The 25,658-nt window shown below is 45.6% G+C and carries 24 protein-coding genes and 1 tRNA gene; 17 read left to right on the forward strand and 8 right to left on the reverse strand.

Translation table 11 applies throughout. From position 1 onward, the window contains the following. The first annotated feature begins 34 nt into the window (after positions 1 to 34). From DLD82_RS06165 to DLD82_RS06195, 7 genes are all read left to right on the forward strand, one after another. Positions 35 to 454, forward strand: coding sequence for a PaaI family thioesterase (locus tag DLD82_RS06165; RefSeq protein WP_109940240.1), 420 nt, complete (start codon positions 35 to 37; stop codon positions 452 to 454). A gap of 49 nt (positions 455 to 503) precedes the next feature. Further along, on the forward strand, positions 504 to 2,087 hold the full coding sequence (locus DLD82_RS06170; protein WP_109940241.1) for a CTP synthase: 1,584 nt from the start codon (positions 504 to 506) through the stop codon (positions 2,085 to 2,087). After that, positions 2,087 to 3,004, forward strand: a complete 918-nt coding sequence (guaA, locus tag DLD82_RS06175; RefSeq protein ID WP_109940242.1) for a glutamine-hydrolyzing GMP synthase — start codon at positions 2,087 to 2,089, stop codon at positions 3,002 to 3,004. Before DLD82_RS06170 ends, guaA begins: the two co-directional genes overlap by 1 nt. Positions 3,005 to 3,069: 65 nt before the next feature. Then, positions 3,070 to 4,164: an aspartate aminotransferase family protein gene (locus DLD82_RS06180; protein WP_109940243.1), complete on the forward strand. Its 1,095-nt coding sequence runs from the start codon at positions 3,070 to 3,072 to the stop codon at positions 4,162 to 4,164. Next, positions 4,139 to 5,215, forward strand: a complete 1,077-nt coding sequence (locus tag DLD82_RS06185; RefSeq protein ID WP_109940244.1) for a pyridoxal phosphate-dependent aminotransferase — start codon at positions 4,139 to 4,141, stop codon at positions 5,213 to 5,215. Before DLD82_RS06180 ends, DLD82_RS06185 begins: the two co-directional genes overlap by 26 nt. After that, positions 5,212 to 5,724, forward strand: a complete 513-nt coding sequence (locus DLD82_RS06190) for an adenylate kinase family protein (RefSeq protein WP_109940245.1) — start codon at positions 5,212 to 5,214, stop codon at positions 5,722 to 5,724. Before DLD82_RS06185 ends, DLD82_RS06190 begins: the two co-directional genes overlap by 4 nt. Next, entirely contained in the window at positions 5,721 to 6,314 is a 594-nt protein-coding gene (locus DLD82_RS06195) for a CDP-alcohol phosphatidyltransferase family protein (protein ID WP_109940246.1), read from the forward strand. Before DLD82_RS06190 ends, DLD82_RS06195 begins: the two co-directional genes overlap by 4 nt. Before the next feature lie 15 nt (positions 6,315 to 6,329). Here DLD82_RS06195 and DLD82_RS19305 read toward each other — a convergent pair whose 3' ends face one another. From DLD82_RS19305 to DLD82_RS06210, 3 genes are all read right to left on the reverse strand, one after another. Beyond that, positions 6,330 to 8,909, reverse strand: coding sequence for a PKD domain-containing protein (locus tag DLD82_RS19305; RefSeq protein ID WP_109940247.1), 2,580 nt, complete (start codon positions 8,907 to 8,909; stop codon positions 6,330 to 6,332). Positions 8,910 to 8,988: 79 nt separating this feature from the next. Next, positions 8,989 to 9,990 carry a flap endonuclease-1 gene (gene fen, locus DLD82_RS06205; RefSeq protein WP_109940248.1) on the reverse strand — a complete coding sequence of 334 codons (1,002 nt, stop codon included), beginning with the start codon at positions 9,988 to 9,990 and terminating at the stop codon, positions 8,989 to 8,991. Between the two features lie 7 nt (positions 9,991 to 9,997). Continuing rightward, positions 9,998 to 10,312, reverse strand: a complete 315-nt coding sequence (locus DLD82_RS06210; RefSeq protein ID WP_109940249.1) for a hypothetical protein — start codon at positions 10,310 to 10,312, stop codon at positions 9,998 to 10,000. A gap of 44 nt (positions 10,313 to 10,356) precedes the next feature. Between DLD82_RS06210 and DLD82_RS06215 the strand changes: the two genes are divergently transcribed. The 3 genes from DLD82_RS06215 to DLD82_RS06225 are packed head-to-tail and all read left to right on the forward strand — an operon-like array spanning position 10,357 to position 13,007. Beyond that, entirely contained in the window at positions 10,357 to 11,286 is a 930-nt protein-coding gene (locus tag DLD82_RS06215; RefSeq protein ID WP_109940250.1) for a presenilin family intramembrane aspartyl protease PSH, read from the forward strand. Positions 11,287 to 11,308: 22 nt separating this feature from the next. Beyond that, a complete protein-coding gene (locus tag DLD82_RS06220) occupies positions 11,309 to 12,220 on the forward strand; it encodes an ABC transporter ATP-binding protein (protein ID WP_109940251.1) in 912 nt (303 codons plus the stop codon). Position 12,221: 1 nt separating this feature from the next. Beyond that, positions 12,222 to 13,007, forward strand: coding sequence for an ABC transporter permease (locus DLD82_RS06225; RefSeq protein WP_109940252.1), 786 nt, complete (start codon positions 12,222 to 12,224; stop codon positions 13,005 to 13,007). Positions 13,008 to 13,036: 29 nt separating this feature from the next. Here DLD82_RS06225 and DLD82_RS06230 read toward each other — a convergent pair whose 3' ends face one another. The 3 genes from DLD82_RS06230 to DLD82_RS06245 all read right to left on the reverse strand — a co-directional run bounded on the left by DLD82_RS06230 (position 13,037) and on the right by DLD82_RS06245 (position 17,473). Continuing rightward, positions 13,037 to 14,218 carry an aminotransferase-like domain-containing protein gene (locus DLD82_RS06230; protein ID WP_109940253.1) on the reverse strand — a complete coding sequence of 394 codons (1,182 nt, stop codon included), beginning with the start codon at positions 14,216 to 14,218 and terminating at the stop codon, positions 13,037 to 13,039. A gap of 153 nt (positions 14,219 to 14,371) precedes the next feature. Beyond that, complete coding sequence (locus tag DLD82_RS06235; protein ID WP_109940254.1) at positions 14,372 to 16,882, reverse strand: MEMAR_RS02690 family S-layer glycoprotein; 2,511 nt, start codon at positions 16,880 to 16,882, stop codon at positions 14,372 to 14,374. A 518-nt stretch (positions 16,883 to 17,400) separates the two neighbouring features. Next, a tRNA-Thr gene (locus DLD82_RS06245) sits at positions 17,401 to 17,473 on the reverse strand. 83 nt (positions 17,474 to 17,556) lie between these two features. On the opposite strand from DLD82_RS06245, the gene mmp10 reads away from it, so the two are divergent. From mmp10 to DLD82_RS06280, 7 genes are all read left to right on the forward strand, one after another. After that, positions 17,557 to 18,783 carry a methyl coenzyme M reductase-arginine methyltransferase Mmp10 gene (gene mmp10 / locus DLD82_RS06250; protein WP_109940256.1) on the forward strand — a complete coding sequence of 409 codons (1,227 nt, stop codon included), beginning with the start codon at positions 17,557 to 17,559 and terminating at the stop codon, positions 18,781 to 18,783. A gap of 190 nt (positions 18,784 to 18,973) precedes the next feature. Beyond that, positions 18,974 to 19,432 (forward strand): 30S ribosomal protein S15, encoded by a 459-nt coding sequence (locus tag DLD82_RS06255; protein ID WP_109940257.1) that lies wholly within the window; start codon positions 18,974 to 18,976, stop codon positions 19,430 to 19,432. An 11-nt stretch (positions 19,433 to 19,443) separates the two neighbouring features. Next, on the forward strand, positions 19,444 to 20,670 hold the full coding sequence (locus DLD82_RS06260) for a DHHA1 domain-containing protein (protein WP_109940258.1): 1,227 nt from the start codon (positions 19,444 to 19,446) through the stop codon (positions 20,668 to 20,670). Further along, the gene (locus DLD82_RS06265) at positions 20,667 to 20,891 is read left to right on the forward strand and encodes a KEOPS complex subunit Pcc1 (protein WP_109940259.1); all 225 of its coding nucleotides are present in this window, start codon (positions 20,667 to 20,669) and stop codon (positions 20,889 to 20,891) included. Before DLD82_RS06260 ends, DLD82_RS06265 begins: the two co-directional genes overlap by 4 nt. Before the next feature lie 24 nt (positions 20,892 to 20,915). Further along, positions 20,916 to 21,512 (forward strand): 30S ribosomal protein S3ae, encoded by a 597-nt coding sequence (locus tag DLD82_RS06270; RefSeq protein ID WP_109940260.1) that lies wholly within the window; start codon positions 20,916 to 20,918, stop codon positions 21,510 to 21,512. A gap of 147 nt (positions 21,513 to 21,659) precedes the next feature. Continuing rightward, complete coding sequence (gene serS, locus DLD82_RS06275; RefSeq protein ID WP_109940261.1) at positions 21,660 to 22,937, forward strand: serine--tRNA ligase; 1,278 nt, start codon at positions 21,660 to 21,662, stop codon at positions 22,935 to 22,937. A 90-nt stretch (positions 22,938 to 23,027) separates the two neighbouring features. Further along, positions 23,028 to 23,876, forward strand: a complete 849-nt coding sequence (locus DLD82_RS06280) for a hypothetical protein (RefSeq protein ID WP_181391286.1) — start codon at positions 23,028 to 23,030, stop codon at positions 23,874 to 23,876. 5 nt (positions 23,877 to 23,881) lie between these two features. On the opposite strand, the gene DLD82_RS06285 is transcribed toward DLD82_RS06280, so the two are convergent. Further along, the gene (locus DLD82_RS06285; protein ID WP_109940263.1) at positions 23,882 to 24,214 is read right to left on the reverse strand and encodes a P-II family nitrogen regulator; all 333 of its coding nucleotides are present in this window, start codon (positions 24,212 to 24,214) and stop codon (positions 23,882 to 23,884) included. Between the two features lie 14 nt (positions 24,215 to 24,228). Next, positions 24,229 to 25,422 carry an ammonium transporter gene (locus DLD82_RS06290; protein ID WP_109940264.1) on the reverse strand — a complete coding sequence of 398 codons (1,194 nt, stop codon included), beginning with the start codon at positions 25,420 to 25,422 and terminating at the stop codon, positions 24,229 to 24,231. Positions 25,423 to 25,658: the final 236 nt, after the last annotated feature.

Raw genomic sequence — 25,658 nt, forward strand, 5'->3', positions numbered from 1 at the left:
TATCATCAATCCTGCTTAACGTGAAATAATAGGTATGAATTATCTTGATGAAATTCGTGGAAGAGGACAGGAGGCCAATCCATTTTTCTGTCTTATGGGGATAAAACCGATAGAATTTGGAGAGGGAAAGGCACGGCTTGCCATGGATGTCCGCGATGACATGAAAAACGGAGAAGGGTGGCTCCAGGGCGGAATATTCACCGCCATCGGGGATGAAGCAATCGCTCTTGCCATTTACACATTACTTTCCGAGGGAGAGACCATCGCGACCGTGTCATGTACGACAAATTTTATCAGGGGGATTCAGAACGGAACCATCCACGCAGATGGGATAGTTATCAGAAAAGGCAGACAGATGATCTATGCGGAAGCTTCAATAACCAATGCGAAGGATGAAAGTCTCCTCGCAAGGTGCTATGCATCTTTTATAGTACGGACCTCCCCGGGCACATAATAGAAGTGGTATTACAATCAACATTTGAGCAGGTTTTGGGAGGAGCATAGTGAAGTATATATTTGTTACCGGGGGTGTGATGAGCGGGCTTGGAAAAGGTATTACCGCTGCATCCATCGGACGTTTACTAAAAAACCGGGGATATCAGGTTACAGCGGTGAAAATTGACCCGTACCTGAATATTGATGCAGGAACAATGAACCCGGCCCAGCATGGAGAAGTATTTGTCCTCCATGATGGAGGAGAAGTGGATCTTGACCTTGGTAACTATGAACGGTTCCTGGACATAGAACTCAACTCTTCCCATAATATCACAACAGGCAAAGTGTATCGGCTTGTCATCAACAAGGAACGGAAAGGTGACTTTTTAGGTCAGACAGTCCAGATTATCCCGCATATCACCGACCAGATTAAGGAATGCATCAGGTCGGCAGCAGAAGAACCGGTCTTTAATGGAAAACCAGCGGATATCTGTATTGTTGAAGTTGGTGGAACCGTCGGAGATATAGAGAGTATGCCATTTCTCGAAGCAGTCAGGCAGATGAGAAGTGAACTTGTGATATCGGACCGGGCCCTTGTTCATGTTACCCTGATGCCTTCGGATTCAATGGGTGATCTCAAGACAAAACCCACCCAGCACTCCGTAAAAGCACTTCGTGAACTTGGTCTCTTCACGGATATCATCGTCGGCAGAAGTGAACGGCCATTAAATACTCATACCAAGAAAAAACTTGCTTCTCTTTGTGATATTCCACAAAACGGAATAATTAGTGCAGCCACCCTGTCTGATATTTATCAGTGTCCGATGGAACTTGAGAAGGAAGGGCTTGCTACCGTGCTTTGCCAGCTGCTCCAGCTCGTAAATGAAGTGGCTGACCGTGAATGGTACCGGGTGGTTACAAGGGAATATACTCACCGGATTACCGTTGGAATAGTAAGTAAATATGGAAAGGAAGATGTTTATCTCTCCATTAAAGAAGCACTCAAACACGCAGGAAGGGCACTTTCAACCGAAGTCTCAATCAGGTGGATGGATGCAGAGCGGGTAGACGCTGCTGATCTTCGGGAATGTGATGGAATACTTATCCCAGGCGGATTTGGAATCAGGGGAATTGAAGGAAAAATCAGTGCAATACAACTCTGTCGTGAAGAAAAGATTCCACTTCTGGGGCTCTGTCTTGGATTCCAGTTATCAGTTGTAGAGTTCACACGACATGTCCTTGGAATCGCCGATGCCTGCAGCAGCGAATGTGGAGATGGAACTGCGGTTATTACCATACTGCCAGAGCAGGAAGGTGTCGAAAACCTTGGTGGCACCATGAGACTTGGTGACTGGCAGGTCACAATAAAGCCAGGAACCCGTGCCTTTGAACTCTATAAAAAACCTGAAATAACCGAAAGGCACCGACACCGGTATGAGGTTGATCCTTCATTTATCAGCCAGCTTGAAGAGGCAGGTCTGGTTTTTTCAGGAACAAATAAGAACAGAATGGAAATAGCAGAGATAGTGGATCACCCGTTCTTCTTTGCAACACAGTTTCATCCGGAGTTCAGGTCACGGCCAACCCGTCCGTCTCCACCATTCCTCGGATTTGTTGAGGCATGTATGAAAAACAGAGGGAAGGGAGAATAATGGTAAAAACAGAGAAATTTATTGCTGAAGCAATTCGCAGGATTCAGGCTGAATCCGGAGATGAGAAAGTAGTCATCGCATTATCAGGGGGAGTAGATAGTTCAGTATGTGCTGAGCTTGCCTCCCGCGCCATTGGTGACCGCCTTATCCCCATCTACGTGGATACAGGCCTTATGAGAAAAGGGGAAACTGCACGGATATCAGAGATATTCGGCCACCTCGGATTAAAAGTGGTACATGCAGCAGACGAGTTTCTCGATGCCCTTGAGGGAGAAGAGGACCCGGAGAAGAAACGAAAGATTGTAGGGGAACGATTCATTCGTGTCTTTGAACGGGAAGCTAAAGCAACCGGTGCAAAATATCTTCTCCAGGGAACAATTTACCCGGACTGTATTGAAAGTGAGGGAGGAATAAAAAGTCACCACAATGTCGGCGGTCTTCCCCTTTCGATGGAGTTTCAAAAGGTAATTGAACCACTCCGGGAACTCTATAAAGACGAAGTAAGGGAAGTTGCAGAGGCTCTGGATCTCCCAAAGGAGATTGCCCACCGGATGCCATTTCCCGGTCCGGGACTTTCGGTCAGGGTTGTCGGAAAGGTTACCCGTGAATCCATTGAGGTAGTCAGAGAGGCAAATGCCATCATCGAGGATGTCCTCGTAGAGAAGTACCGGCCATGGCAATGTCTTGGTGCCCTTGTCGGACGTGGGACAGGGGTGAAAGGGGATAACAGGCTTTTTGGCTGGATAGTATCAGTCCGGGCAGTAAACTCCCGTGACGGCATGACCGCAGATCCTATTGAGATTGCATTTGCCGACCTTCAGGAGATAGAGTCCAGGATTACTTCCACTATACCCAGTGTTGCCCGGGTGGTATACGACATCACTCCCAAACCTCCTGCAACGATAGAATACGAATAAACAAAATTTGAGTTGATATTGTGAATTACGAAAAAGATTATCGCGAACTTGATTCATCATACTACATGCCCGCTTTCGGCCGGGACATGATGCTGGTCAAAGGATCAGGATCTACTGTTACGGATGCGGATGGAAAAACATACCTGGACTTTGTTGCAGGAATTGCTGTGTGCAGCACCGGACACTGTCACCCGAAGGTAGTAAAAGCCATACAGGATCAGGCAGCAGAACTCATCCACTGCTCAAACCTGTATTATGTTCCTCACCAGGCAACACTGGCAAAACGTCTTGTTGAGTATAGCGGACTTAAAAAGGCCTTTTTTTCTAACTCCGGCGCAGAAGCAAATGAGGGTGCAATCAAACTGGCCCGGGTCCGGACAGGAAAAACTGAGTTTGTCGCCTGTGAAGACGGGTTTCATGGCCGTACCATGGCATCCCTCTCATGTACCCACAAACCCGCAATCAGGGAACCATTTCTTCCCTTAAACCCCCGGTGTTCTTTCGTTCCGTATGGAGATGCAGAGGCCATCAAAAAGGCAATAACAAAGGACACCGCAGGAGTCATTGTAGAACCAATCCAGGGAGAAGCAGGGGTTATCATTCCTCCGAAGGGGTACCTTAAAGAGATCCGTGAGATCTGTGACGAAAAAGATGTCCTCATGATCCTTGATGAGGTTCAGACAGGAATGGGGCGAACAGGGAAATGGTTTGCATACCAGCACGAAGGTATTCTGCCTGATATTGTAAGCATTGCAAAAGGAATTGCAAGTGGTTTTCCGATGGGAGCTATCGTAGCACGTGAGGGCCTTGAATTTTCCCGGTCAGAACATGGAAGCACCTTTGCCGGAGGGCCCATCGCCTGTGCGGCAGCAATCGCCACTCTGGATGTCATTGATGAAATCCTGCCCACCATTTCACGAAAAGGAGAACATCTGAAGCGCTTACTTTCAGCATACAACCCGCGGTCAATGGGCCTGATGACAGGAATAACTCTCGGGGATGCATGTCCGGCAGTCCAACAGTACTGCAAAGAGCAGGGAGTTCTGGTGAACTGTGCTGCTCATGGAAATCTCCGGCTTATCCCTCCCCTGGTAATTCGTGAAGAGGAGATAGAGAAGGGATGCGGAGTCATTGATGCAGCAATCAAAACAGCCTGCTAAATTAATCCGGGACATGTACCGCCAGGGTACATCCTATGTTTTTGCCAAAAAACCAGGGGATATTGCAAAGGAATACGGGTTTGAAAAAGTTGCCAGACTTGCAAGTAATGAAAACCCCTTTGGCCCTTCGAAAAAAGCATTAGAAGAGGCTGCATCAGCCCTTTCATCAATGCACCAGTACCCAGACACTGTCCATGCATCACTTATCAGGGCTCTCAAAGACTATCACGGTGACTTTGATTTTGTTACCGGAGTCGGAATGGACGGGGTGATAGAAACCTGTATCAGAGTACTGATAAACCCGGGAGATATTGTTGCAATATCCACCCCGACATTCTCATTTTATGGGCTGGCTGCAGCGGCGCAGGGAGCAGAAATCAGAAATATACCCCGCTCAGATGATTTCACAGTGGACATACAGGGATTTATCGCCGGAGCAAGGGATGCAAAGATCTCATTTCTTTGTTCACCGAATAATCCGTCAGGAACCGTAACTTCAGCCGGAGATATTGAAATAATCCTTCAGAATATAACCGGGATGCTCTTTCTTGACAACGCCTATGTTGAATTTTCAGACGAAGAATACAGATACTTGTTAAAAAAATATGATAACCTTCTCATCGGCAGAACCATGTCAAAAGTGTTCGGTCTTGCAGGCTGCAGGGTTGGTTATGCGTTTGTTCCGGACTGGTTTAAACCGGTATATGATAAAGCAGCAACCCCTTTTACCCTTAATACCATTTCAGCAGCGGCTGCAACCGGCGCCCTTCATGACCAGGAATATATTATAAAAACGATTCAATATACCCGGGATTGGCGTGAAAAAGTGATGAGAGAATCCCCTAAACCGGTATTTCCAAGCGGCGCAAATTTTCTGATGATAGATACTGCCCCTCTGACCGGAGACCAGGCATCAGAGTTTTTCGCAAAGAACGGAGTTCTTGTCCGTTCATGTAAAAGTTTTCCCGGACTTTCAGATCATTATATCAGGGTTTGTGCCGGAGAAGAATGGGAGAATTCACGCTTCCTTGAGGTACTCCGCGCATTATGATGATCGCCTTATCCGGAACTCCAGGTACCGGAAAAAGTTCTGTTGCTGATATGCTGCTTCAAAATGGGATCACGGTAATCAGAGCCACTGAAACTGTTGATCCATATCGCCTGGGCGCTGATCCTGACCGGGATACCGATATCATCGATGATGAACAGTGGGCTAAAGAATTTCGTCCCATAGACGGGGTCGTGGAAGGACATCTCTCACATCTCCTTCGTGCGGATCGGATAATCATACTGAGATGCAGGCCTGATATTTTAAAAGAACGGCTAGAAAGGAGAGGATATTCTGAAGACAAAGTCAGAGAGAACGTCGAGGCAGAACTTCTTGACGTTATCCTTGCAGAAGCTGTCGATATCCATGGGCCTGAAAAGATCTATGAAATTGACACAACCAAAGACGATATGACATCTGTTACAAGAAAAGTTTTAGAAGTAATCACGGGAACCGCAACACCTGCATCAGGAACCGTTGACTGGCTCATTGCCTGTGGAGATATGCTATGACGCTTGATTCTTATCGTGACCATGTAAAACCAATAATTGACCCGGTGGTGTCCGGATGTCTGCGGCTAGGAATAACTCCGGATACCTGTACTGTCCTCTCCCTCATTGCTGCTGCTGGAGCAGGGATTGGTTTTTATTTTTATGAAATCGGGATAGGGACGCTCTGTATTCTTCTCAATGCAATTTTTGATGCACTTGACGGATCCATCGCCCGGGCTATGTCAATACAAAGTCTCAGAGGTGATTTCCTTGACCACACCGTGGACAGGTATGCTGACATCTTCATGATCTGTGGAATATTCGCCGGACCGCTCTGTCCCTGGCAGATCGGAGTATTCGGCATGACCGGCGTCCTTATGGCATCATACCTTGGGACACAAGCCCAGGCAGTCGGGATAGGAAGATTTTATGGAGGATTTCTCGGAAGGGCTGACCGGCTTATCCTGCTCATAGGTGCAGGAATACTGTCACTCATATCATCTATTCTGATACTTGGATTATCCCTTTTTGCATGGGTATTATTCATTTTTGGAGTATTTGGACACATTACCGCCGCACAGCGGTTTATGCATGTCTGGAAACAACTCTGAACCCTAAAAGGGTTTTCATAATTTCTTTCCAATCATCTGCACACTGGCATTCATAAAGAGCCAGTACCCCTTCGTCGGATCCATTTCTGATCCAACGCTATCAACTCCTTTTGTCACCGGTGCCAGATACCGCTGTTTTACTGCATCATACCCGATTGCATAACTCCAGAATTCTTCAACTGATCGGAATGCTTCATCCGCTGAAACGGTCATTACATCAGCGAAACTGACCAGGTTCCATCCGGTATCCAGAGTCCGGGTAAGGTTTTGCTGAGGACCTTCCTGAGAGATTACAAGTGGCACGGTGACCATTTCAGGGACATACATGAAAAATGCAGAAAGGGGTGAGAGAGGATAATCCCTGCCCACCCGGGCCCATGATCCCGACGTGCTGTTCCAGGTAAAAACCGAATGCCCGGCGGTATTCACACCAGACAGGATTTCCATGATATCATATCCCTGTTCAAGGGTAACCGGAACTGATACGAGATTCCACCCGGGAATCAGAGTCATATTCAGATAATTCGGGGATACCGCAACAACATATGCCGGCTTTTTGATATCTTCGCATCCGGTATCAGACTCACAGGCATGAAGGGAAGGAGAATAGATACCAGCCGTATCATAACAGTGGAAAGGGTTTCGCTCGACCGTCTTCTGACCATCACCGAAATCAAGTTCAGACTGCTGCATGTTTCCGGTTAGTTTATAGGAAGTATAAAGAGGGGCAACTCCCCGTACTGGAAGTCCTGAGAAATCGTACGAAATATCTTCTTGTTTTAAAACTTCAATAACCTGTGACTTTGTACCCCGACAGTCCCCGGCCCCCCAGACCGTAAAGGTCACATTGTACTCACCAGGTTCGTCAAAACGATGATCTACGATTTTTTCCGTATCAGTAACCGTATCACCAAAATTCCAGTACCGTTTCTCGGTATAATCAAGAGTGGTATCAGTGAAATGAACCGTAAGTGGTGCATATCCGCTTGGAGGGTAAGCAGTGAATGATGGTTTTGGGACAGCATGAGCGGTGATATAATTCTCTTTCACCACCTCTTCAGTCTGGTTTGTAAAAACATCTGTCAAAGTAACCGTATAAGGCCCCGGGAACTGGTAACAGTGGAACGGATTCTTGTCTTCACTGGTATCCCCGTCACCAAACTCCCATAACCTTGAGAGAGGGATTTCAGGAGACTGTTCATTGAACTGTACACAGTGAGGTGCACACCCTGAAAGTGGTGTTGCAGTAAAATCAAGTTTTTTCTTCGGTTTTACCGTTATTTCCTTAACCGTTATAGCATTACATCCGCATACCCCGTTCACCACAAGCGAAACCTGGTATGTGCCTTCTGAACTGTATGTATGTTTTACCGCAGCACCTTCCGCTCCACTTCCATCACCAAAAACCCAGCTGTATTTCAGACCTTCCGGAGCGTCCGTGGAAAATGAATACTCATTCGGTGTACTGCCTGCTGCAACCAGGATTCTGGGCTGATGCACCATGACAGGAGAGGGATATTCAATGGTGTCACAAAAATCGTTTGAACAGTAGGTAAGAGAAGGAAAATACGTCCCACTGGTCCCAAAACAATGGGTAGCGGATGCACCGGTTCCCGTACTATTATCTCCAAAATTAAACGTCCATGACTGTGTGGGATTTGTAATACCATACGTAACACAGAGCGGAGCGATGCCTTCAAGAGGAGTTACTGAAAATTCAGGGATTATTTTCGGAGTATATACAAGATACCTGTTCTTTGTTATAGTATAAGGAGCCCCGTCCCGGGTATATGTCATGGAGACGGTATATGCTCCGGAATCCGCATAACAATGGACCGGACTCTCTTCGTATGATTCTCCCCCGTCACCAAAATCCCATTTAAAATCGTCTGCTTCTCCCGTCACTACGAACCTTGTACATACCGGAGCAGTTCCATTCGTCCTTTCAGCAATGAAATCAATATCATTCCCCTGCTCAACTTCAATATAGTTGAATTTTGATATCTTGTCACATGAACCAGCAAGGCAATAGGTAAGGGTGGGACTATAGTTACCAGGGTAGACAAACTGGTGACGAGGGTTCATTTCAGTGACATCATCACTCCCGTCTCCAAAATGCCATATAATATTTGTCGGATTACCGGTAATGGAAAACTGTGTTGTCAGAGGTGCTGAACCATTGGTAGGACTGGCACTAAAATCCACAAATAATTCAGGATCAAGCACTTTTATGCAGTCAGGCTTGGATACTTCTCCGGCTATTGTTCCATAATAATATTTGAGTTTTACCCAGTAGATTCCTTTCTGACGGTAACAATGAACTGGATTCATAACATTTGATGTTGCCCCGTCACCAAAATCCCAAGAATATTCACCTTTTGGTCCGGAGACGGTGAATTGTACACAAAGGGGAGGATATCCTTCAAAAGGAGATGCAGTAAAGTCAACGACCCATTCTGCAGAGAGGTTGGTGGTATTATTCGTAAGATTTGTTTCATCCTCATCTGATTCTGCCAGACAGACAGATGAAACGCTAAATAGAGCCAGCATGAACAATACGATAATTCCAATAAGAACATGACCGCTTCTCTGCATCACACAAAAACTCCTGTAAACGAGTTATAATCAGGTACCGTATGGTGATTAAACTATAAAATAAGTCATGAAAAAGAGGTTAAAACCAGCTCTCCAGAGTTTTCTGTTTCTCCTTTTTCGCAATTTTGTCAAGAACCGGGTTTACCCGGTCTGGAGAAAAGCTGTATTCATCACAAAGAAAGGAGAAAACTCCATCCCTGTCAACCGGAGAAGTTTCCAGATTATACGAATCAGTTACTGGTGGTTTCTGAAAAAACAGGCGAACAGGTTCAGGGTCAAACCCTGGTGATTTATCCCGGATAATACCATCAAACTCTCCATTCTTTACCTTTTTTAGTCCGGTTTTTGCCCCGATACCTTTTATACCCGGATTAAAATCAGTTCCGGTGAGGATTGCAATATCCACCAGATCTTCTCTGCTGATCTCAAGGGTTTGCAGAACATCGGATAGAGTAATCCGTTCAGGCTGGATTGTTACCTGTCTTCCATGGATACGGCGTTTTCCGGAGATGGTGAGATTCCGGACCAGTACCGGGGTTCCAAAAAGGAGCGTGTCATAATCCTGTGAAATAACATAATCCACATCACCCTTACGTGCCATGTATGCAGCCTGTGCTTCTCCTTCTGAAGGGGCATTCACAACCGGAAGTCCCATGAACTGAAGCAGAGTCCTTGCAGAAGAGATGATATGCTCATCGACAACTGAACTGGACATGGCGTACCTGAATGCTCCGGTAAGGTCTCCTTTTCTCTTTGCTTCATCCCACTTCTCTTTTGACTCATCGCGGATATCTCTTCTATCCTGTATTGTGGAACTTTTCATCTCCGGTGGTTTTCCATCAAACACAAAGACCGGACGTATTCCCTGCTGCAAAAAATTTGCGGTACGAAAGAAGAGACCAGAGAGGTGAGATGTGACTCTTCCTTCATCATCCATGAGAGGAGTCCCATCAGGTTGTCTGATGATGGAAAGAAACTGGTATAGCGCGTTGAATGTATCAACCGCTGCTACTCCGGTCAGTTCATCCTGACCTGCCGGATGTTTAAATTCAGTGAGAATATCTTTTAGTGCAACACCCATGGTAAGCCTACCGGTAGATCCTTCTTGTCAGGTCATTTTGCGTATCAAGAACCAATCTGGATGTTTCTTCATATTTCTGTTTCAGAGAAACAGCCTGGTCATCAATTGCACGATGTATCCCTCTTCCTTGAACTTTTACTCCCAGGATCAGGTTTTCCAGCCTGATGAAAATATACCAGATAAGAAAGATGATGGGAAGCGTCATCAGGAGAAGTCCGATTATCGCTTCAATTGGGAATGAATATGCAGTTCCTATTAGTATACACCCAGAGGTAACCATCAGGAGAGGAACAATACCGGCCAGAAGGATCCGATCATCCATATATTCAGATAGGTGGTTCTCCCATGATTTAAGTACTGTTTAATATGAGATCAAAGGAACAATTCCGGGAGTTACTTGCCCTATTAGCAATGCCGGTGATGCTCCTTGCTGTCGGGATTGGATCAGTTCTTCTTGCAGTACCCATGACCGCTTCAGGGTACGTTGTTTTTGAGGATCCTGAATCTTTATCAAATCCGATCTGGTTTATCGCCATGCTCCTTGTCTTTACAGGATTTCTTCTCGTCCTTATCCGATATAAATTCAAACGGTTTCTTGACTGGATAATCCGGATATCACTCTTTATTGCATATATCTATGTTTTTTCCGGACTTGCCGGGCTTATCACCAATTTGGATATAGCTCTGGTTTTTGGTATCATCGCAGCTGCCTGTGCAACCCTGCTCCTGTGGAAATACCCGGAGTGGTACGTTGTGGATATTCTCGGGGTTCTCCTGGCTGCAGGGGTCGCTTCCATGTTTGGGATATCATTAGAGCCGGTCCCGGTTATCCTCCTGTTAATTCTCCTCGCACTCTATGATGCAATATCAGTCTATAAAACAAAACACATGCTCACCCTTGCTGATGGAGTTATTGAGGGACGGATGCCTATCATGGTGGTTGTTCCAAAAAAACAGGGATACTCCTTCATCAGAGACGGGATTGGCGGAACGATATCTCCGGATGAGAAATTAGAGACAGATTCACCAAAACATGACCGGGCTGCATATCTTATGGGTCTTGGAGACCTCATCATGCCATCAATCCTGGTGACCTCGGCGGCAGTTTTTATGCCCGGAGGAGGACTTGGTATTTTCAGTATTCCATCAATAGGAGCTCTTATTGGCTCACTTGCAGGACTTTATATTCTGCTCCGCTCAGTTCAGTCTGGAAAACCACAGGCAGGACTTCCTCCATTAAATGGTGGTGCGATACTAGGTTTTCTAATCGGATGGATGCTCATGAATTTTACCTGATCAACTTCCAGGAGAAAGATAAATGAACTTACCAGTCATTGAAGCCAGCGGCCTGATAAAACGATACCGGGACCTGACTGCAGTGAATTCTATTCATTTTTCAGTCCCAAAAGGAGAACTATTCGGGTTTCTTGGTCCGAATGGTGCAGGTAAAACAACAACCATGAAAATGGTTCAGTGTGTCTCGCCCCGGACAGATGGAACGCTCCGGGTTTTTGGTATGGACCCTGATACCAGTGGCAGGGAAATTCGCAAGCGAATTGGTGTTGTACCCCAGGAGACAAACCTGGATCCCGACCTGAGTGTTTTTGACAATCTTTCGATGTATGCACGCTTCTTTGATATATCATCCCAGGATGCTGATTTCCGGGCGCAGGAACTTTTAGAATTTTTCGAACTGGAGACCAAGAGAGATACCATTATTGAAAAATTATCCGGGGGGATGAAAAGAAGACTTCTTCTGGCACGTGCTCTTATTAACCGACCAGAACTCCTTATCCTTGATGAACCGACCATCGGCCTTGATCCCCAGGCCAGGCATCATATCTGGGAGAAATTGATAAAATTACGGGCAGACGGGCACACAATAGTTCTCACCACCCATTATCTTGATGAAGCGGCCCGCCTCTGTGACCGGCTTGTCATCATGGATGTGGGATCCATTCTGGTTGAGGGTTCTCCGGATTTCCTTGTCAGCCATTATATCGGCATGGATATTGTAGAGACTGAAAACACACCTGAAGTAGCATTATTTCTTGAAAAAGCAGGCATCCCATATGAAAAAGGTGGAGAAATGATTCAGGTAAGAACCACAGATCCGGGAAAAATTGCAGATGCCCTACGGGATACCTTTCAGTCTATCCGGGTCATCATCCGGCCAGGTTCACTCGAAGATGTCTTCTTACTATTAACCGGGAGGAGGATCCGGGACTAAAATGAAGACACATATGCATCTTCGAGCCTGTCTCAACGGAGTGTTCCGGGTATGGCTGAGAAATGCTCTCGTGTTTCGGAAAAATATCCGTGTCAATCTCATTCCCCCGTTTATAGAACCACTCCTGTACCTTGGAGCCATTGGATTTGGTATAGGCACTTATATCACAGATATTGATGGACTCCCGTATGTCAGATTCATAGCTCCGGCAATTCTTGCTGCTTCGGTAATGAACGCATCATTTTTTGAATGTGCTTACGGAACCTACGTCAGGATGTATTACCAGAAAACATTTGATGCAATTCTGGCAACACCCGTAACACTCAAAGAAGTAATTCTTGGCGAAATTGTGTGGGGAGCTACGAGGGGATTGATTTCTGCACTCTCTATAAGTATCATCCTCTTCCTGTTTGGTCTTGCATCGCCTGGGGGACTCCTTATTGCCATTCCACTTTCATTCATTGCCGGTATTTTATTTGCAAGTATTGCCGCATGCTTCTCAGCTCTATCTCCCTCTATCGACACCATTTCTTACCCGGCAACACTCTTTATTGCACCAATGTTTCTCTTTTCCGGAACATTTTTTCCCTTGCACCTTCTTCCCCAGGTTGTTCAATATCTTGCTCTGGCCTTCCTGCCTTTAACCCATGTAGTCAGCCTTACCCGGGCTCTCCTGACCGGAACAACCGATACCATGTGGGCACTCAATATGACATGGATAGCCATTGGAATCACCGTCTTTTCATATCTTGCGATCCGACTTTTTGAGCGGAGACTGATTGTATGACTGAAAGTTATTTACTCTCCATGAAAAAGTTATGTTGAAGTAAAAGTCTTCAGAACTTCGGACAAACGCCGTATCCCTTCTTCAATCTGATCGAATGAAGAATTTGAAAAGTTCAGCCTCATGGTATTTTCTCCACCTCCATGAGTGTAGAAGGGTATACCTGGGAGAACTGCAATTTTTTTCTCCAATGCCTTATTAAATACTTCAAGTGAAGAACAACCATCCGGCAGTGTTACCCATATAAACATCCCTCCATCAGGGATTGTATAAGAAACAGAATCAGGAAATTCTTTTTTTATAGCATTCAGCATGCATTCACATTGTTTCTGGTAAGTTTCAGTTATCTTCCGGATATAGGAATCAATAGGATATTCAGATAAATACCGGGAAATGATTCTCTGGGCAAGAATACTCGAATGAAGATCAGTAGCCTGTTTGGCAGTAACCAGCTGGGTCATAACTTCTTTCGGAGCACAAACCCAACCCATTCTCATCCCCGGGGTAATAATCTTTGAAAAAGACCCATTCATGACAACCTGGTCAGGGATATATTTCTTTACCGGTGTTGGAATATCTCCGGCAAACCTGATCTCACCATATGCATCATCCTCGATAAACATCGAGTCACTGCTCCCGATAATACCTGCAACTTCTCTTCTTTTTGTTTCAGACCAGGTGACTCCGGAGGGATTTTGTGAGTTTGGAACTCCATAAAAGAACCGGCATTTCTTCTCCATAGAATCTCTGACATCATCGATAACAGGACCATCATACTCCAGTTTTATCGGAACAAAATCTGCTTCATATAAAGAAAAAGCCTGTATAGCTCCAAGATATCCTGGTTCTTCAATTGCGACAGGTGTTCCTTTATCAATGAATACTTTTCCACATAAATCCAGGCATTGCTGTGAACCATGAGTTATAAGGATTTCATCCGGGGATACAGACAAACCATACCGGTGTGCATAACGGTCTGCTACCCATTCACGAAGAGGGAGGTATCCTTCAGTGGTTGCATACTGAAGAGCTGCAGCACCCTCATCAGAGATAACATCTTTTGCAACCTCTGCAAGTTCCCTGACTGGAAATACTGTCGGATTTGGAAGCCCTCCGGCAAATGAAATAATATCCGGGCATTCAGTTACTTTTAACGTCTCACGAATGAAAGACCGTGGAGTTTTTCCCATACGTTCAGCAAACAGGCTGCTCATGATATCTCATATGTTAGCCTGAATCCCATTTTGGTCTTTGTATGAAAAACCGATATCCAGGTAGAAGAATAAAGCAGCGGCTGAAGAGAAATATTTCCAAAAAAAAGAACCCTGGTGAAAAACCAGGGAAATCAGATATTAAATCTGATTATTTTATGCAGTTGCGTTTACAGGTTCTTCTGCTGCAGTTGCGTTTTCAGCTGCTTCTGCAACAGGTTCTTCTGCAACAGGTTCTTCTGCAACAGGTACTTCAGTTACAACCGGGGTTGCAACTGCGACTGGTGCTGCGCCTGCTTCAACAACATTGAAGAGAGCGGTCTCAACGACATCGGTGGTAACACCTGCGACACGGACGATGTACTCATCCGGCTTGAAGGTGCTTGCATCGACGGTAAAGCTCCACTTGTTCAGACCATCAGTGCCCTGCTGGACCTTGATAGTTCCGGTTGCACCGTTGAACTCACCACTCTGTGACTTGTCGGTCGGCTTGAATGAAGAGGAAGTTACCTCGACAAGCAGATCGTTGTCATCGTACATGAGGTTGGTGGTACCGGCAATCTCGAACTTGGAACCAACAGACTGCTCACCGATCGGGTTGATGGTGACCTTTGGCTCCTCAACGAGGAACTGCATCTTGGTGTAGATATCGTCTACCATTGCAGAGTCGATTGCCTTGACAAGTGCTTCTGCTGCATCAGTTCCCTGAAGTGCACCTGCTCCACCAATTCTGAAGAGTTCAGAGTCACGGGTTGGGTATGCACCAAGGACCTTCTGTGGCTCGAGCGGGTTGTCTGGATAGACATCAAACTCGTTGTTGTACATCGGGTGCTGAACAACTACAAAGTACTGTCCTGCATAGAGTGATGCAGTCTCAGCGCTCTTGATTTCGTGTTCGAATGACATGTCATCGTTCACGGACTCAGTTGCGTAAAGGACTTTGTTCTTTCCAAGGATCCACAATGCGATACCCTTGGACGGGTCGCCTTCTGCGGTTCCACGGACGTACAGCTTGTCACCCTTTGCAACAACACTTGCAGATGCGGTTGCCTGGATGTATGGTTTCTTGATCACGAGTGAGACAGTGTCATACTGAGCGTCACTGAGGTGATCCTTGTCGCGCGGGGCGCTGACTGCGTATACAGTGTAGGTTCCTGCATCCATCTCAAGGTTGGCGGTCTGCCACTTGAATTCGTAGTTGTCATCGTCCTGGACATCAGCCTGATCAAAGGATGCTGCCTGGTCGTTGTTGACTTCCTTACGTGGAGATTTCAGCATTCCTCCGTTGGTTGGGAGGTTTGGACCGGTTATGAAGAGATAGGTAAGATCAGTCTCGGAGTTAGTACCGGAGAGCTTGACTTCCTCACCAAGGTAGTAGCTCTGGTCACCAGATGCGACGATGGTTACATCGCCCTTCTCTACCTTGACATCGACCTCATCAGACTTGTACTGGCTGCCGGACTTGCGTTCGACACGGATTGTGTACTTCTTGTCCTTGGTGTCTTTGGAACTCTTCCACTCAACGGTTCTGGTACCACTGGAATTGAGTTTTACAAGTGCGTAGAACTTGGTTCCGTGATAGTCGGGATCATCGGGGACATCCTGCTTGATGCTCTTCCCTGCTCCGCCTTCATACTGGTACTTACCGATTTCGTACGGACCTGCGGCTGCGTCCTGCTTGACATCAGCCTGGGTGTCGAGGATCATCGGTGGCTGGTCATCGGGCTGTCCGGTCATTGAGCCGGTTCCCTTTACCCAGACATAGTACTCAGCATTTGGGACACCAGTGATGGTGACAGAGAAGGGGTTGCCACGGACTACATTGTCCTTGTTGGCTTCGATCTTCACCTGGTCGGTGGCGATCTGAACACTCTTTACTGCAGAGATAGTCTTACCGGTGTAGTCAGAACCATCAGGTGCGGTGTACTGATCCTTCATGCTGTTGGCATTACACTCAGCCCAGACGGTGTAGGTACCTGCCTTGTACATGCGGTTTCCATACTTGTCCTCGGCTGCAGTGTTCCATCCGTCATTAGTTGCAGGCTCAGTGTGCTTGTTATCTGGAGATACCCAGTACCAAAGCTGCTGGTTGACTGCAAGCTGGGTCAGTGCAATTTCTTTACCATTGTTTCCAACGAGGTTGGTGTAAACACCACCATCTGCACTCTTTACTTTGATCTTGAAAGGTGCATCTGCAGGCTGGTAACCCGGACGGGTGATAATGCTCTGCATGTTGGTCTCAACGACAAAGTTACCGTAGTTTCCTACTGGAATTGCCTTGCCAGTTACGTCTTCATCAACAGATCCATCCCAGACCTTAAGGTTAAGGGAAGGTTCCTTGATGTTAAATGCAAGCTGACCTTTTACGCTGCCATTCCACTGATACCAGTTGCCGGTTTTTCCGACGAAGATATCTGGGGAGACATAAAAGGACTGTGCGTTGGTTACCTGCTGAATATCTGCAGGCTGCTCAGTCTCAGTGTTGGTACCTGGCTGCCACCATGCAATCTGGCTTACGCCACCGGTTGCTGCAGAGACATCAAGACTCTTCTCACCAAGGAAGACTTCTCCTCCGGCGGGAATCTTGTTGATTGCTGCAGTAGCGGGGAATGCCATGACTGCAAGTGCAACGAGCACCATCATGACAACTGCAAATCGTGCGTTCATTACATGTCCTCCGAATGAAAACGACCCATACTTCTGACATCAGCATGTTAATCCTGATGACTTCCGGTATGGAATACTCCGAGAGTAACTCCGAAGTATCATTACTTAGTTGTCTGATATCCTTTATATTCTTGCGATCCGAATTACCGGAGTTTGAAAACCCGGACCTCTGGAGAAAGGGGAAATGTAATAAAATTGAACCTCTTTTTGAGAATATAACACAGATTGAGGCATATAATGATATGAGGAGAAAGTATATAATACATCGTAAAAAAACTTAAGACTAATACCGCTTTTCTTTTGTATACAGCGCCGCACAAAAATCTGAATGGGAACTATATTTTTTTCCTGACCGCTGTTTTTCCAAAATAACTTCATGTTAAAAGTCATAACGCTGCCATTCATGAATTAAACTCCCTTATGAATGGAACAGATTATCCTGAAAATGTATGCGGGTTTTGTACGTGTGCCGCAGTATTTCTCGAAAAAAATTTAGGGCTTTGGACACGGTGTCCTTAAGCCTCAGCCGAGATTTGAACTCGGGACCTGTTGATTACAAGTCAACCGCTCTGCCAGCTAAGCCACTGAGGCGCGGAAACATGTAGAACCTATCAACACATAAAGATAGTGTTTGATCGGTTTCTTTTTCCACTTCTGGTACAGACCAATCAGGAATGGTACAGCTCACAGTGGATATCGGAGGCAGACCAGGGATTGATTGCCGGGGATTTTGCTCATACTGTTATTTTAAACACGCCCAGGAACTCCCTCCATTTGGATGCAAATACTGCCTGCAGTTCACAAAGGGCTGCGATTACTGCTCAAGAAGTGTTCAGGAAAAGTACTCCGGATTTCTCCCGCTCCGCGAGGTTGCTGAAAATGTTCTTTCAGATCTTCAGAGACTATCCGGGGATTTAACCAGGATCACTATTTCAGGAGGAGGAGATCCCAGTTGCTACCCGGAATTTATGGAACTCGTAGAACTCCTCTCATCGCTCGAAGCCCCGCTCCACATCGGATATACCAGTGGTAAAGGATTCGATAACCCGGATATCGCCGAATTTATGGTAGAGAAAGGGATGACGGAGATCTCATTCACCGTGTTTTCCAGTGATCCTTCTTTAAGAAGGAAGTATATGCATGACCCGACACCTGAAGCCTCCTTAGAGATCCTTGCACGCCTGGCCAGTAAGATAGATGTCTACAGCGCACTTGTTATCCTACCCGGGATCAATGACGGAGAGAAACTGACAGAAACAGTCATGTGGCTTGAATCTGTAGGGGTGAAGGGACTCATTCTTATGAGATTTGCAAATACAAGTAATCAGGGACTCATTCTTAATAATGCACCGGTTATCCCGGGACAGACGATCCATTCCGTTGAAGAATTTGCTGAAATAGTCAGGAAAGTCAGAGACATAACAACCATGCGGGTTTCAGGGACACCGCTTTGTGATCCGGACCTTCAGTCTCCCTTTATACTGGCAAATGAGGCAGAAATCCTGGGAAAACTTCCCACAATAACTAAAAGAGCGGGCGTTATCACTGGAAGTATCGCAGCCCCTTTCATCAAAAAAATCCTGGATCAAAGAGGTGGAGAAAACCAGGTTATACAGGTAGAAAAAGAGATAGCCGACCTGATAATCATTGATGATTTAAAGAGGTTGCCCATCTCTGACCTGCCTGAAACTCTAATCATCCCAGGAAGATCTTTTGTCCATATCAGGGAAGCCGAAGAAATATTGTCCAGCGATGGAAATGTAAGAACCATAATCCGGGGACCTGACATGCTTACAGCCGATGGTGAAACATCCATGGGAATGACCAGGGATGAAGTTCTGGAACTTGAACTGGACGGCTTTCGGACTCTCATTAATCTTATCAATCAATGGGGGAACTGACGGCATGCTTATTATCTGCGAATTGTAACATATTACCGCACTTTTTATAGTGCTGGCAGATGCAAATCCGACGTGATAGTTATGTCACTGCCCCTAATCCGGGCTTTGGGATTGCAGAGAGTTGGCAGGTTATCATATCTGACTCTTTTCTCTCTCTGGATTTTGCACTGTTTTACAGGAGGATATAGAAATGGCACGAATGCATGCCCGCAGAAGAGGTATCTCACGCTCAGTCAGACCCTACCGGACAGAAGCACCGGAATGGTCTAACAGGGATAAAGAAACCATCACAAAGCAGATAATCGACCTGCGCAAACAAGGACTCTCCACCGCTGAAATAGGTCTTATCATGCGGGACAAATTTGGAGTTCCCAGTGTAAAGCTCGCAACGGGCAAAAAAATCAACCAGATCCTGAGGGAAAACAGTCTTGCAACTGAAATTCCTGAAGACCTGCGGAACCTTATCGAAACAGCACTCGGTATGCGTAAACATCTCTCTGAAAATAAGAGAGATATTCACAACAAACGCCAGTTAATGCTGACTGAGTCAAAGGTGCGCAGACTGGTAAAATATTACGTGAAGAGCAAAAAACTCCCCGCAGGCTGGGTATACAAACCAGAAACCGCAGAAATTCTTCTGTCCAGATAATTACGGTAGATATGTCCATTGATACTGCTGCAAAAGATCTTGCATCCGAGCTCTTAAGACAGGAATACGTTGAGGTGCTCTGTCATCATGATGCAGATGGTATCGCAGCAGGAACAATCATGGCAACAGCACTATACAGGGCACGCATCCCATTCCGGCTCCGGATAACCAACCGATTAACCGAAGAGAATGTCCCAGCATTAAAACCGCTGCTTCTCTGCGATCTCGGGGCAGGACTATCCGGACTTCCTGAAGATACCATGGTCATTGACCATCATGTACCCTTTTTTGAAGGACCATATCATGTGAATCCAAGACTTGATGGTATAGACGGTGACCTTGAACTCTCGGCAGCTGGCGCAGCATACCTTGTTGCAAATGCTCTTGGAGATAACCGCGACCTTGCAGGTCTCGTCCTTCTCGGAATTATTGGAGATGGACAAAAAGTAACCGGAAAAAACCAGGATATCTATTTTGAAGCACTTGCAAACGGTATAACTACCAAAAAGCGAGGAATGATACTACCTGGCAGAACATACAAAGAACAGGTTATGCTTTCAACTGAACCCTTTTTTAAAGGGATCTCAGGATCAGAAGAAGAATCTGACAACCTGATATCAATGGCTTCAGATGGTGAAGAACTATCAATGGATACCCTCTGTTCACTTCTGGTAATCCATGCTTCAGAAATTTGCCGTCCCGAAGTTTTGCATAATCTGTGGGGTGATGTCTGGCATCTTGAACGGGAAGTCGTTGAAAATGCTCATGATCTGGCATTCATTGTCGATGCATGTGGAAAAGCAGGTGAGGGAAGTGTTGCAGCATCCCTTTGTCTGCGTTCACCACAAAAGATAGATCTAGCCTATGAAACTGCCAGAAACCACCGCCTTGAACTTATCAGGGAGATGAACCAGTACTTCACCTTACCGCAAACCCATGAGGTCACTCCGGTTTTTTGCAGTAAAAAATCATTGTCAAGTGATTTGGCCGATGTTATCCATAGAAATATTCCTGGTTACCTTCCGGTTATTGTAGCATTCAGAAATGATGACGGAACCTGTTCGTGTTCAATCAGAACAAGACAAAAGACCGGGGCATTTCTTGGTGATGTGGTGCATGAACTGGCCGGGGAATGTGGTGGATCCGGAGGGGGTCATCAGTACCGGGCTGGAGCTACAATATCCTGTGACCGGCTGGATGCATTTGTTTCAGGGATTGCGGAGGTATGCAATACATGAAAATCGAAGGAATAATTCGTACTAGGCATAACATGGCCTTTTGCATTGCAGAATCTGTGGCAACAGACAACCTCTCCGAAATGGATACCCGTGCTGAAAATGGCTATGTTATTACACATATTACAAGTACCAGAATACGGTCGGTAATTGCTTCAATGGACGATTATATTACTAATATCACCGTTGCAGAAGAACTCTGTAAGAAAACTCAATCAGCATAAATTCATGTAAAAAAGGTGTGAATAATGGCAGCGAAAAAACCAACAGGTAGAAGAGTCGACGGATGGAAAGCAAAATCCTGGTACAAGATATACAGCCCTGAGAATGTCGGGAAAGTGTACCTTGGTGACACTGTTTCAGACGTCCCGGAAAAACTTATCGGACGGGTGATCAATGCACCTCTCTCCGAACTGGTAAATGATTATACCAAGCAGAATGTCAAGATGAAATTCGCCGTAACCAATGTTGCTGGCGATTCAGCATACACTTCATTCATTGGTCATGAAATTGCGCGTGATTTTATCAGATCACTCGTAAAACGCCGGACTTCACGGATTGACTGTGTGGTCAACTTTGTAAGTAAGGATGGGTGTAAGGTTCGGGCAACCGTTACCTGTTTCACTCTTATCCGGGCAGATCAGAGCCAGCAGCACGAAATACGCAGAATCCTGACACAGGATGTACTGACATTCGGAACCGAAAATGAACTCGGTGTTTTTGTCAACAACATCATCAATGGGGATCTTGCTAAAGAACTCTTTAAAAAAGTGAAAGAACTTCACCCGGTGCGCCGTGTTGAAGTCATTAAAACCAAAGTAGAACTTCCCAAAAGCTCTGCTTAATCTTTTTTTTTGTAAACCTTCCTGGTTACATTCAGATTTTGATATAAGTTACACACCTGATTATGGATCATGGTGATGTAGAGGGAAGACCAAACGTTATGAGAATCCCGACAGAGATATTCTGACACGGGGATCCAGGTGTAATGAATGCTCGATATACGATTTGTCCGGGAACAACCTGAAATAGTTAAGGCCGATCTCAGGAAAAGAAATGCTGACGAGAAGATAGCATGGGTTGATGACCTGCTGGAACTGGACATCAGGCACCGTGAACTCATCGGGCAGACGAATGAACTCCGGAGAAGAAGAAACTCCATATCATATGATATCAACCGGGCAAAAAAGGCCGGCGAGGATGCGGGAGAACTTATTACCGAGGCTGCAAACCTTCCAAAACGAATAAAAGAGAACGAAACTTACCTGGAAGAGGTTTCAGATAAAATCCATTATTATCTCATGCGTCTTCCGAATATTCTTCACGAGAGTGTTCCTGTTGGTGCTGACGATACGGAGAATGTTGAAATATACAAATATGGAACCCCTCGTTCTTTTGATTTTGAACTCATCAATCATGGTCAGCTTGCATCAGACAATAACTGGGCCGATTTTGAACGGGCTACAAAAACTTCAGGTGCCGGATTTTATTTTCTAAAAGGGAGTCTTGTCCTTCTTGATCTGGCACTCCAGCGCTTTACCCTGGATCTTTTAATGAAAAAGGGATATTTACCGGTAATTCCACCTTACATGATAAACCGGAAATCATACGAGGAGGTGACAGATCTTGATGATTTTGAAAAGGTCATGTATAAAATTGAAGATGATGATGCGTACCTGATTGCAACCAGTGAGCACCCGATCGCAGCAATGTACCAGGATGAGATATTCGAAGAAAAAGATCTCCCTATCAGGTTCGCAGGACTTTCACCCTGTTTCAGGAGGGAAATAGGATCACACGGTCTTGACACAAAAGGACTGTTCCGCGTTCACCAGTTTCATAAAGTCGAACAATTCGTCTATTGTCATCCGGATGAATCCTGGACAATTCATGAGGAATTACGGGATAACGCCGAGCAGGTATTCCGGGAACTAAATCTTCCATACAGAATTGTGAATATCTGTACTGGTGATATTGGAACCGTCGCAGCCAAAAAATACGACATTGAAGCATGGATGCCGCGAGAAAATGCTTACCGGGAAGTTGTTTCATGTTCAAACTGTACGGCGTACCAGGCGGTCAGACTAAATATTAAAGTCAGGGACAAGCATGATTTCGAAACCAAGCAATATGTTCACACCCTGAACTCAACTGCAATTGCCACATCACGTGCTATGCGTGCCATCCTTGAAAATTACCAGCAGGAAGATGGAAGGGTCGAGATACCAAAAGTTCTCAGACCATACATGAATGACAAAGAATTCCTCTGAAATATTTGCATTATTCCATTCAGAATTTCTTTTTTTATTCCATGTAATCCCATAATAAAACGGATCTTTTTTAACGAATTCTGACAGATTGTGTCCTACACCATGACCATCGCAGACCTTCTGGAAATACAAGAGATAACACTGTCAGAACCCCTCTTTTCCGATCTTCTTTACCAGGATATGGATACCATCATCTTACAAGAGCCAATAGAAAAAGGTAAGATTCTGGTTGATGAAGAAGAAAACCCGGTTATTTTTGCAGGATATAATTCAAATATTGGATGGATAGGTTGTTGTACATTGTTTCGAAATCCATCCCTGCCCCTGATCGAATATTTCGAAGAGGCAGAACTGGAGATGTACCAGGAGAACAGATCCATAGTAACTGACACCGTAAGGGAATACTATAGTAAAAATCTCCAAAAGACGGTTCTTCCCGGACCTGATGATCTCAATCCCAACCGGGCAAGTAGTATTGATGAACTTCTGAAAAAGACCATGGGTTTTGAAACCGGATCTCTCTGTCTGGATTGTTGCTGTGGAACCGGAGTTGGATCCATGGTTATGAGAGATCATGGAATGATCCCTCTCGCCTATGACAATGATGAATCTCTCCTTGTGAGGGGGATGAATGAAGGAAGATTAAAGCCTGAACGAACGATGTGGATTGACGGCAGGCTTATCAATGATTTTCTAACAGAACCAGTACCAGTATCCTGCGGATTTATGATAGGAGAAGTTCATTCATTTAATGCTCATATCTGGAAGGACATTATTATCGCGGCCTGCAATGCTTCTGAAAAGATTTTATTCACTACAGGAACCGAACCTGAAATCATCCAGGTTAAAGACTGGGCATCAGAGGCCGGAAAAAAAGTTGAGATATTTGAATCTGATTCTGATCCGATTTATGATCGGTGGATATGTTTTTCTGAATGAATTTTTTATTCTTTCAGCACTTCCCCGGTCCTGATTTTTATTGATTCCTCAATTGGAATGACAAATATTCTTCCATCCCCGATTTTTCCGGTATATGCTCCTTTCTTTATCACTTCAATTACCGTTGATACTTTTTCAGCTTTTACCACAATCTCCATCTCAATTTTCGGGATGAGATCGACTTCAATGGTACCCCCACGGTACTGCAGGCTGATACCTTTCTGTTCCCCACGGCCCTGGACCTCGGTAATTGTCATACCAAAAAACCCAGCTTCTTCAAGGGAGGATTTTACCGCATCGAGTCTTTCTGGTTTTATGATAGCTTTTATGAGTTTCATACTGCACCTCTTTTTTATGCGTGAGCCCGTTCTCCATGCTGTGAGATGTCAAGCCCGACATATTCTTCATCTTCCGTTACACGAAGTCCGATTGTTCTGTCAATGACCAGAGCCAGGACATAAGTCACGATGAACGCATATCCTGCTGCAATGAGGGCATCAATCGTATTGATCCCGAACTGATAGAAGTTGCCCTGTAATAGTCCGGTGTGACCAATACTGGCAAAGATACCAGTTGCAATTGCACCCCAGAGACCACCAACTCCATGGATAGCCCAGGCGTCAAGACTCTCATCAAATCCTTTCTTAAGCCTCCACAATAATGCACTGTAACAGAGAAGACCTGCAACAGCACCAATGACCAGTGAGGAGGGGACATCGACAAATCCGGCAGCAGGGGTAATTCCTACCAGACCAGCAATCGCTCCGGATACCATGCCCACAGCACTGGATTTTCCGCGAATACTGCTTGCAACCAACCATGCAAGAGCTCCGGCGGCGGCAGCGGTATTCGTAACCATGAGTGCGTTTGAAGCAAGACCATCAGCTGCAATGGCAGATCCCGCATTGAACCCAAACCAGCCGAACCAGAGAAGTCCGGCACCGAGCAAGGTCAGCGGGATGTTGTGAGGCTCCATTGAATTTTCTCCAAAGCCCATCCGTTTTCCTATCACTAGTGCTATGGCAAGGGCACCAAACCCTGAACTGATGTGAACCACCGTTCCTCCGGCAAAGTCCAGAGCACCGAGCGATGCTGCCCATCCTCCTCCCCAGGCCCAATGCGCAAGGGGGTCATAGACAAGGGTTGTCCACAACAATCCAAACAGGACAAATGCTGAAAGCCGAATCCTTTCAGCCACACCTGAAGTCAGGATTGCAAGAGTAAGGCCGGCAAACACCAGCTGGAAGGCTGCAAACAGGATATCCGGTATGGGAAGACTTGTTGCCTCCATTCCAATTCCGGATAGACCGAGATAATCCAGCCCTCCGATGAAACCTCCAATATCCGGGCCGAATGCGAGAGAATATCCACATAAGACCCACTGTACACTTACCAGAGCGTAAGAGAGGAATGCCAATGCCACCATTGAAATGACATTTTTCCTCCTGACTAATCCTCCGTAGAATAACCCGACCCCTGGAGTCATGAGCATGACCAGGCAGGTAGAGGCAAGTATCCACGCAGTTGCACCACTATCGAGCGTCATATTTTTTTCACCTGTTGATCACCAGTATTGCTGATAGGGTATCATTGTCGGATTAGAGTTTCGTTCACCAATCATCACTAACAATGATACATTCAGCCTTCCCCAGTGGGTCTGATCCACTTGGGTAGTAAGAAGTTGTCTTCTACCATTTATAAAATTTGTGCTGAAAGAACTGCCAAGATCTTGAAAATATTACATAAAATACAAAAAAATTAAAAAAGCAGGTTGAATCTAAT

This window comes from Methanospirillum stamsii (assembly GCF_003173335.1).
GTDB lineage: Archaea > Halobacteriota > Methanomicrobia > Methanomicrobiales > Methanospirillaceae > Methanospirillum > Methanospirillum stamsii.

Excerpts from the sequence above, each read along its gene's own strand:
- DLD82_RS06165 (WP_109940240.1), top strand. The coding sequence starts at position 35 with ATGAATTATCTTGATGAAATTCGTGGAAGAGGACAGGAGGCCAATCCA.
- guaA (WP_109940242.1), top strand. The coding sequence starts at position 2,087 with ATGGTAAAAACAGAGAAATTTATTGCTGAAGCAATTCGCAGGATTCAG.
- DLD82_RS06180 (WP_109940243.1), top strand. The coding sequence starts at position 3,070 with ATGCCCGCTTTCGGCCGGGACATGATGCTGGTCAAAGGATCAGGATCT.
- DLD82_RS06185 (WP_109940244.1), top strand. The coding sequence starts at position 4,139 with ATGCAGCAATCAAAACAGCCTGCTAAATTAATCCGGGACATGTACCGC.
- DLD82_RS06190 (WP_109940245.1), top strand. The coding sequence starts at position 5,212 with ATGATGATCGCCTTATCCGGAACTCCAGGTACCGGAAAAAGTTCTGTT.
- DLD82_RS06195 (WP_109940246.1), top strand. The coding sequence starts at position 5,721 with ATGACGCTTGATTCTTATCGTGACCATGTAAAACCAATAATTGACCCG.
- DLD82_RS19305 (WP_109940247.1), bottom strand. The coding sequence starts at position 8,909 with ATGCAGAGAAGCGGTCATGTTCTTATTGGAATTATCGTATTGTTCATG.
- fen (WP_109940248.1), bottom strand. The coding sequence starts at position 9,990 with ATGGGTGTTGCACTAAAAGATATTCTCACTGAATTTAAACATCCGGCA.
- DLD82_RS06210 (WP_109940249.1), bottom strand. The coding sequence starts at position 10,312 with ATGGATGATCGGATCCTTCTGGCCGGTATTGTTCCTCTCCTGATGGTT.
- DLD82_RS06215 (WP_109940250.1), top strand. The coding sequence starts at position 10,357 with ATGAGATCAAAGGAACAATTCCGGGAGTTACTTGCCCTATTAGCAATG.
- DLD82_RS06220 (WP_109940251.1), top strand. The coding sequence starts at position 11,309 with ATGAACTTACCAGTCATTGAAGCCAGCGGCCTGATAAAACGATACCGG.
- DLD82_RS06225 (WP_109940252.1), top strand. The coding sequence starts at position 12,222 with ATGAAGACACATATGCATCTTCGAGCCTGTCTCAACGGAGTGTTCCGG.
- DLD82_RS06230 (WP_109940253.1), bottom strand. The coding sequence starts at position 14,218 with ATGAGCAGCCTGTTTGCTGAACGTATGGGAAAAACTCCACGGTCTTTC.
- DLD82_RS06235 (WP_109940254.1), bottom strand. The coding sequence starts at position 16,882 with ATGAACGCACGATTTGCAGTTGTCATGATGGTGCTCGTTGCACTTGCA.
- mmp10 (WP_109940256.1), top strand. The coding sequence starts at position 17,557 with ATGGTACAGCTCACAGTGGATATCGGAGGCAGACCAGGGATTGATTGC.
- DLD82_RS06255 (WP_109940257.1), top strand. The coding sequence starts at position 18,974 with ATGGCACGAATGCATGCCCGCAGAAGAGGTATCTCACGCTCAGTCAGA.
- DLD82_RS06260 (WP_109940258.1), top strand. The coding sequence starts at position 19,444 with ATGTCCATTGATACTGCTGCAAAAGATCTTGCATCCGAGCTCTTAAGA.
- DLD82_RS06265 (WP_109940259.1), top strand. The coding sequence starts at position 20,667 with ATGAAAATCGAAGGAATAATTCGTACTAGGCATAACATGGCCTTTTGC.
- DLD82_RS06270 (WP_109940260.1), top strand. The coding sequence starts at position 20,916 with ATGGCAGCGAAAAAACCAACAGGTAGAAGAGTCGACGGATGGAAAGCA.
- serS (WP_109940261.1), top strand. The coding sequence starts at position 21,660 with ATGCTCGATATACGATTTGTCCGGGAACAACCTGAAATAGTTAAGGCC.
- DLD82_RS06285 (WP_109940263.1), bottom strand. The coding sequence starts at position 24,214 with ATGAAACTCATAAAAGCTATCATAAAACCAGAAAGACTCGATGCGGTA.
- DLD82_RS06290 (WP_109940264.1), bottom strand. The coding sequence starts at position 25,422 with ATGACGCTCGATAGTGGTGCAACTGCGTGGATACTTGCCTCTACCTGC.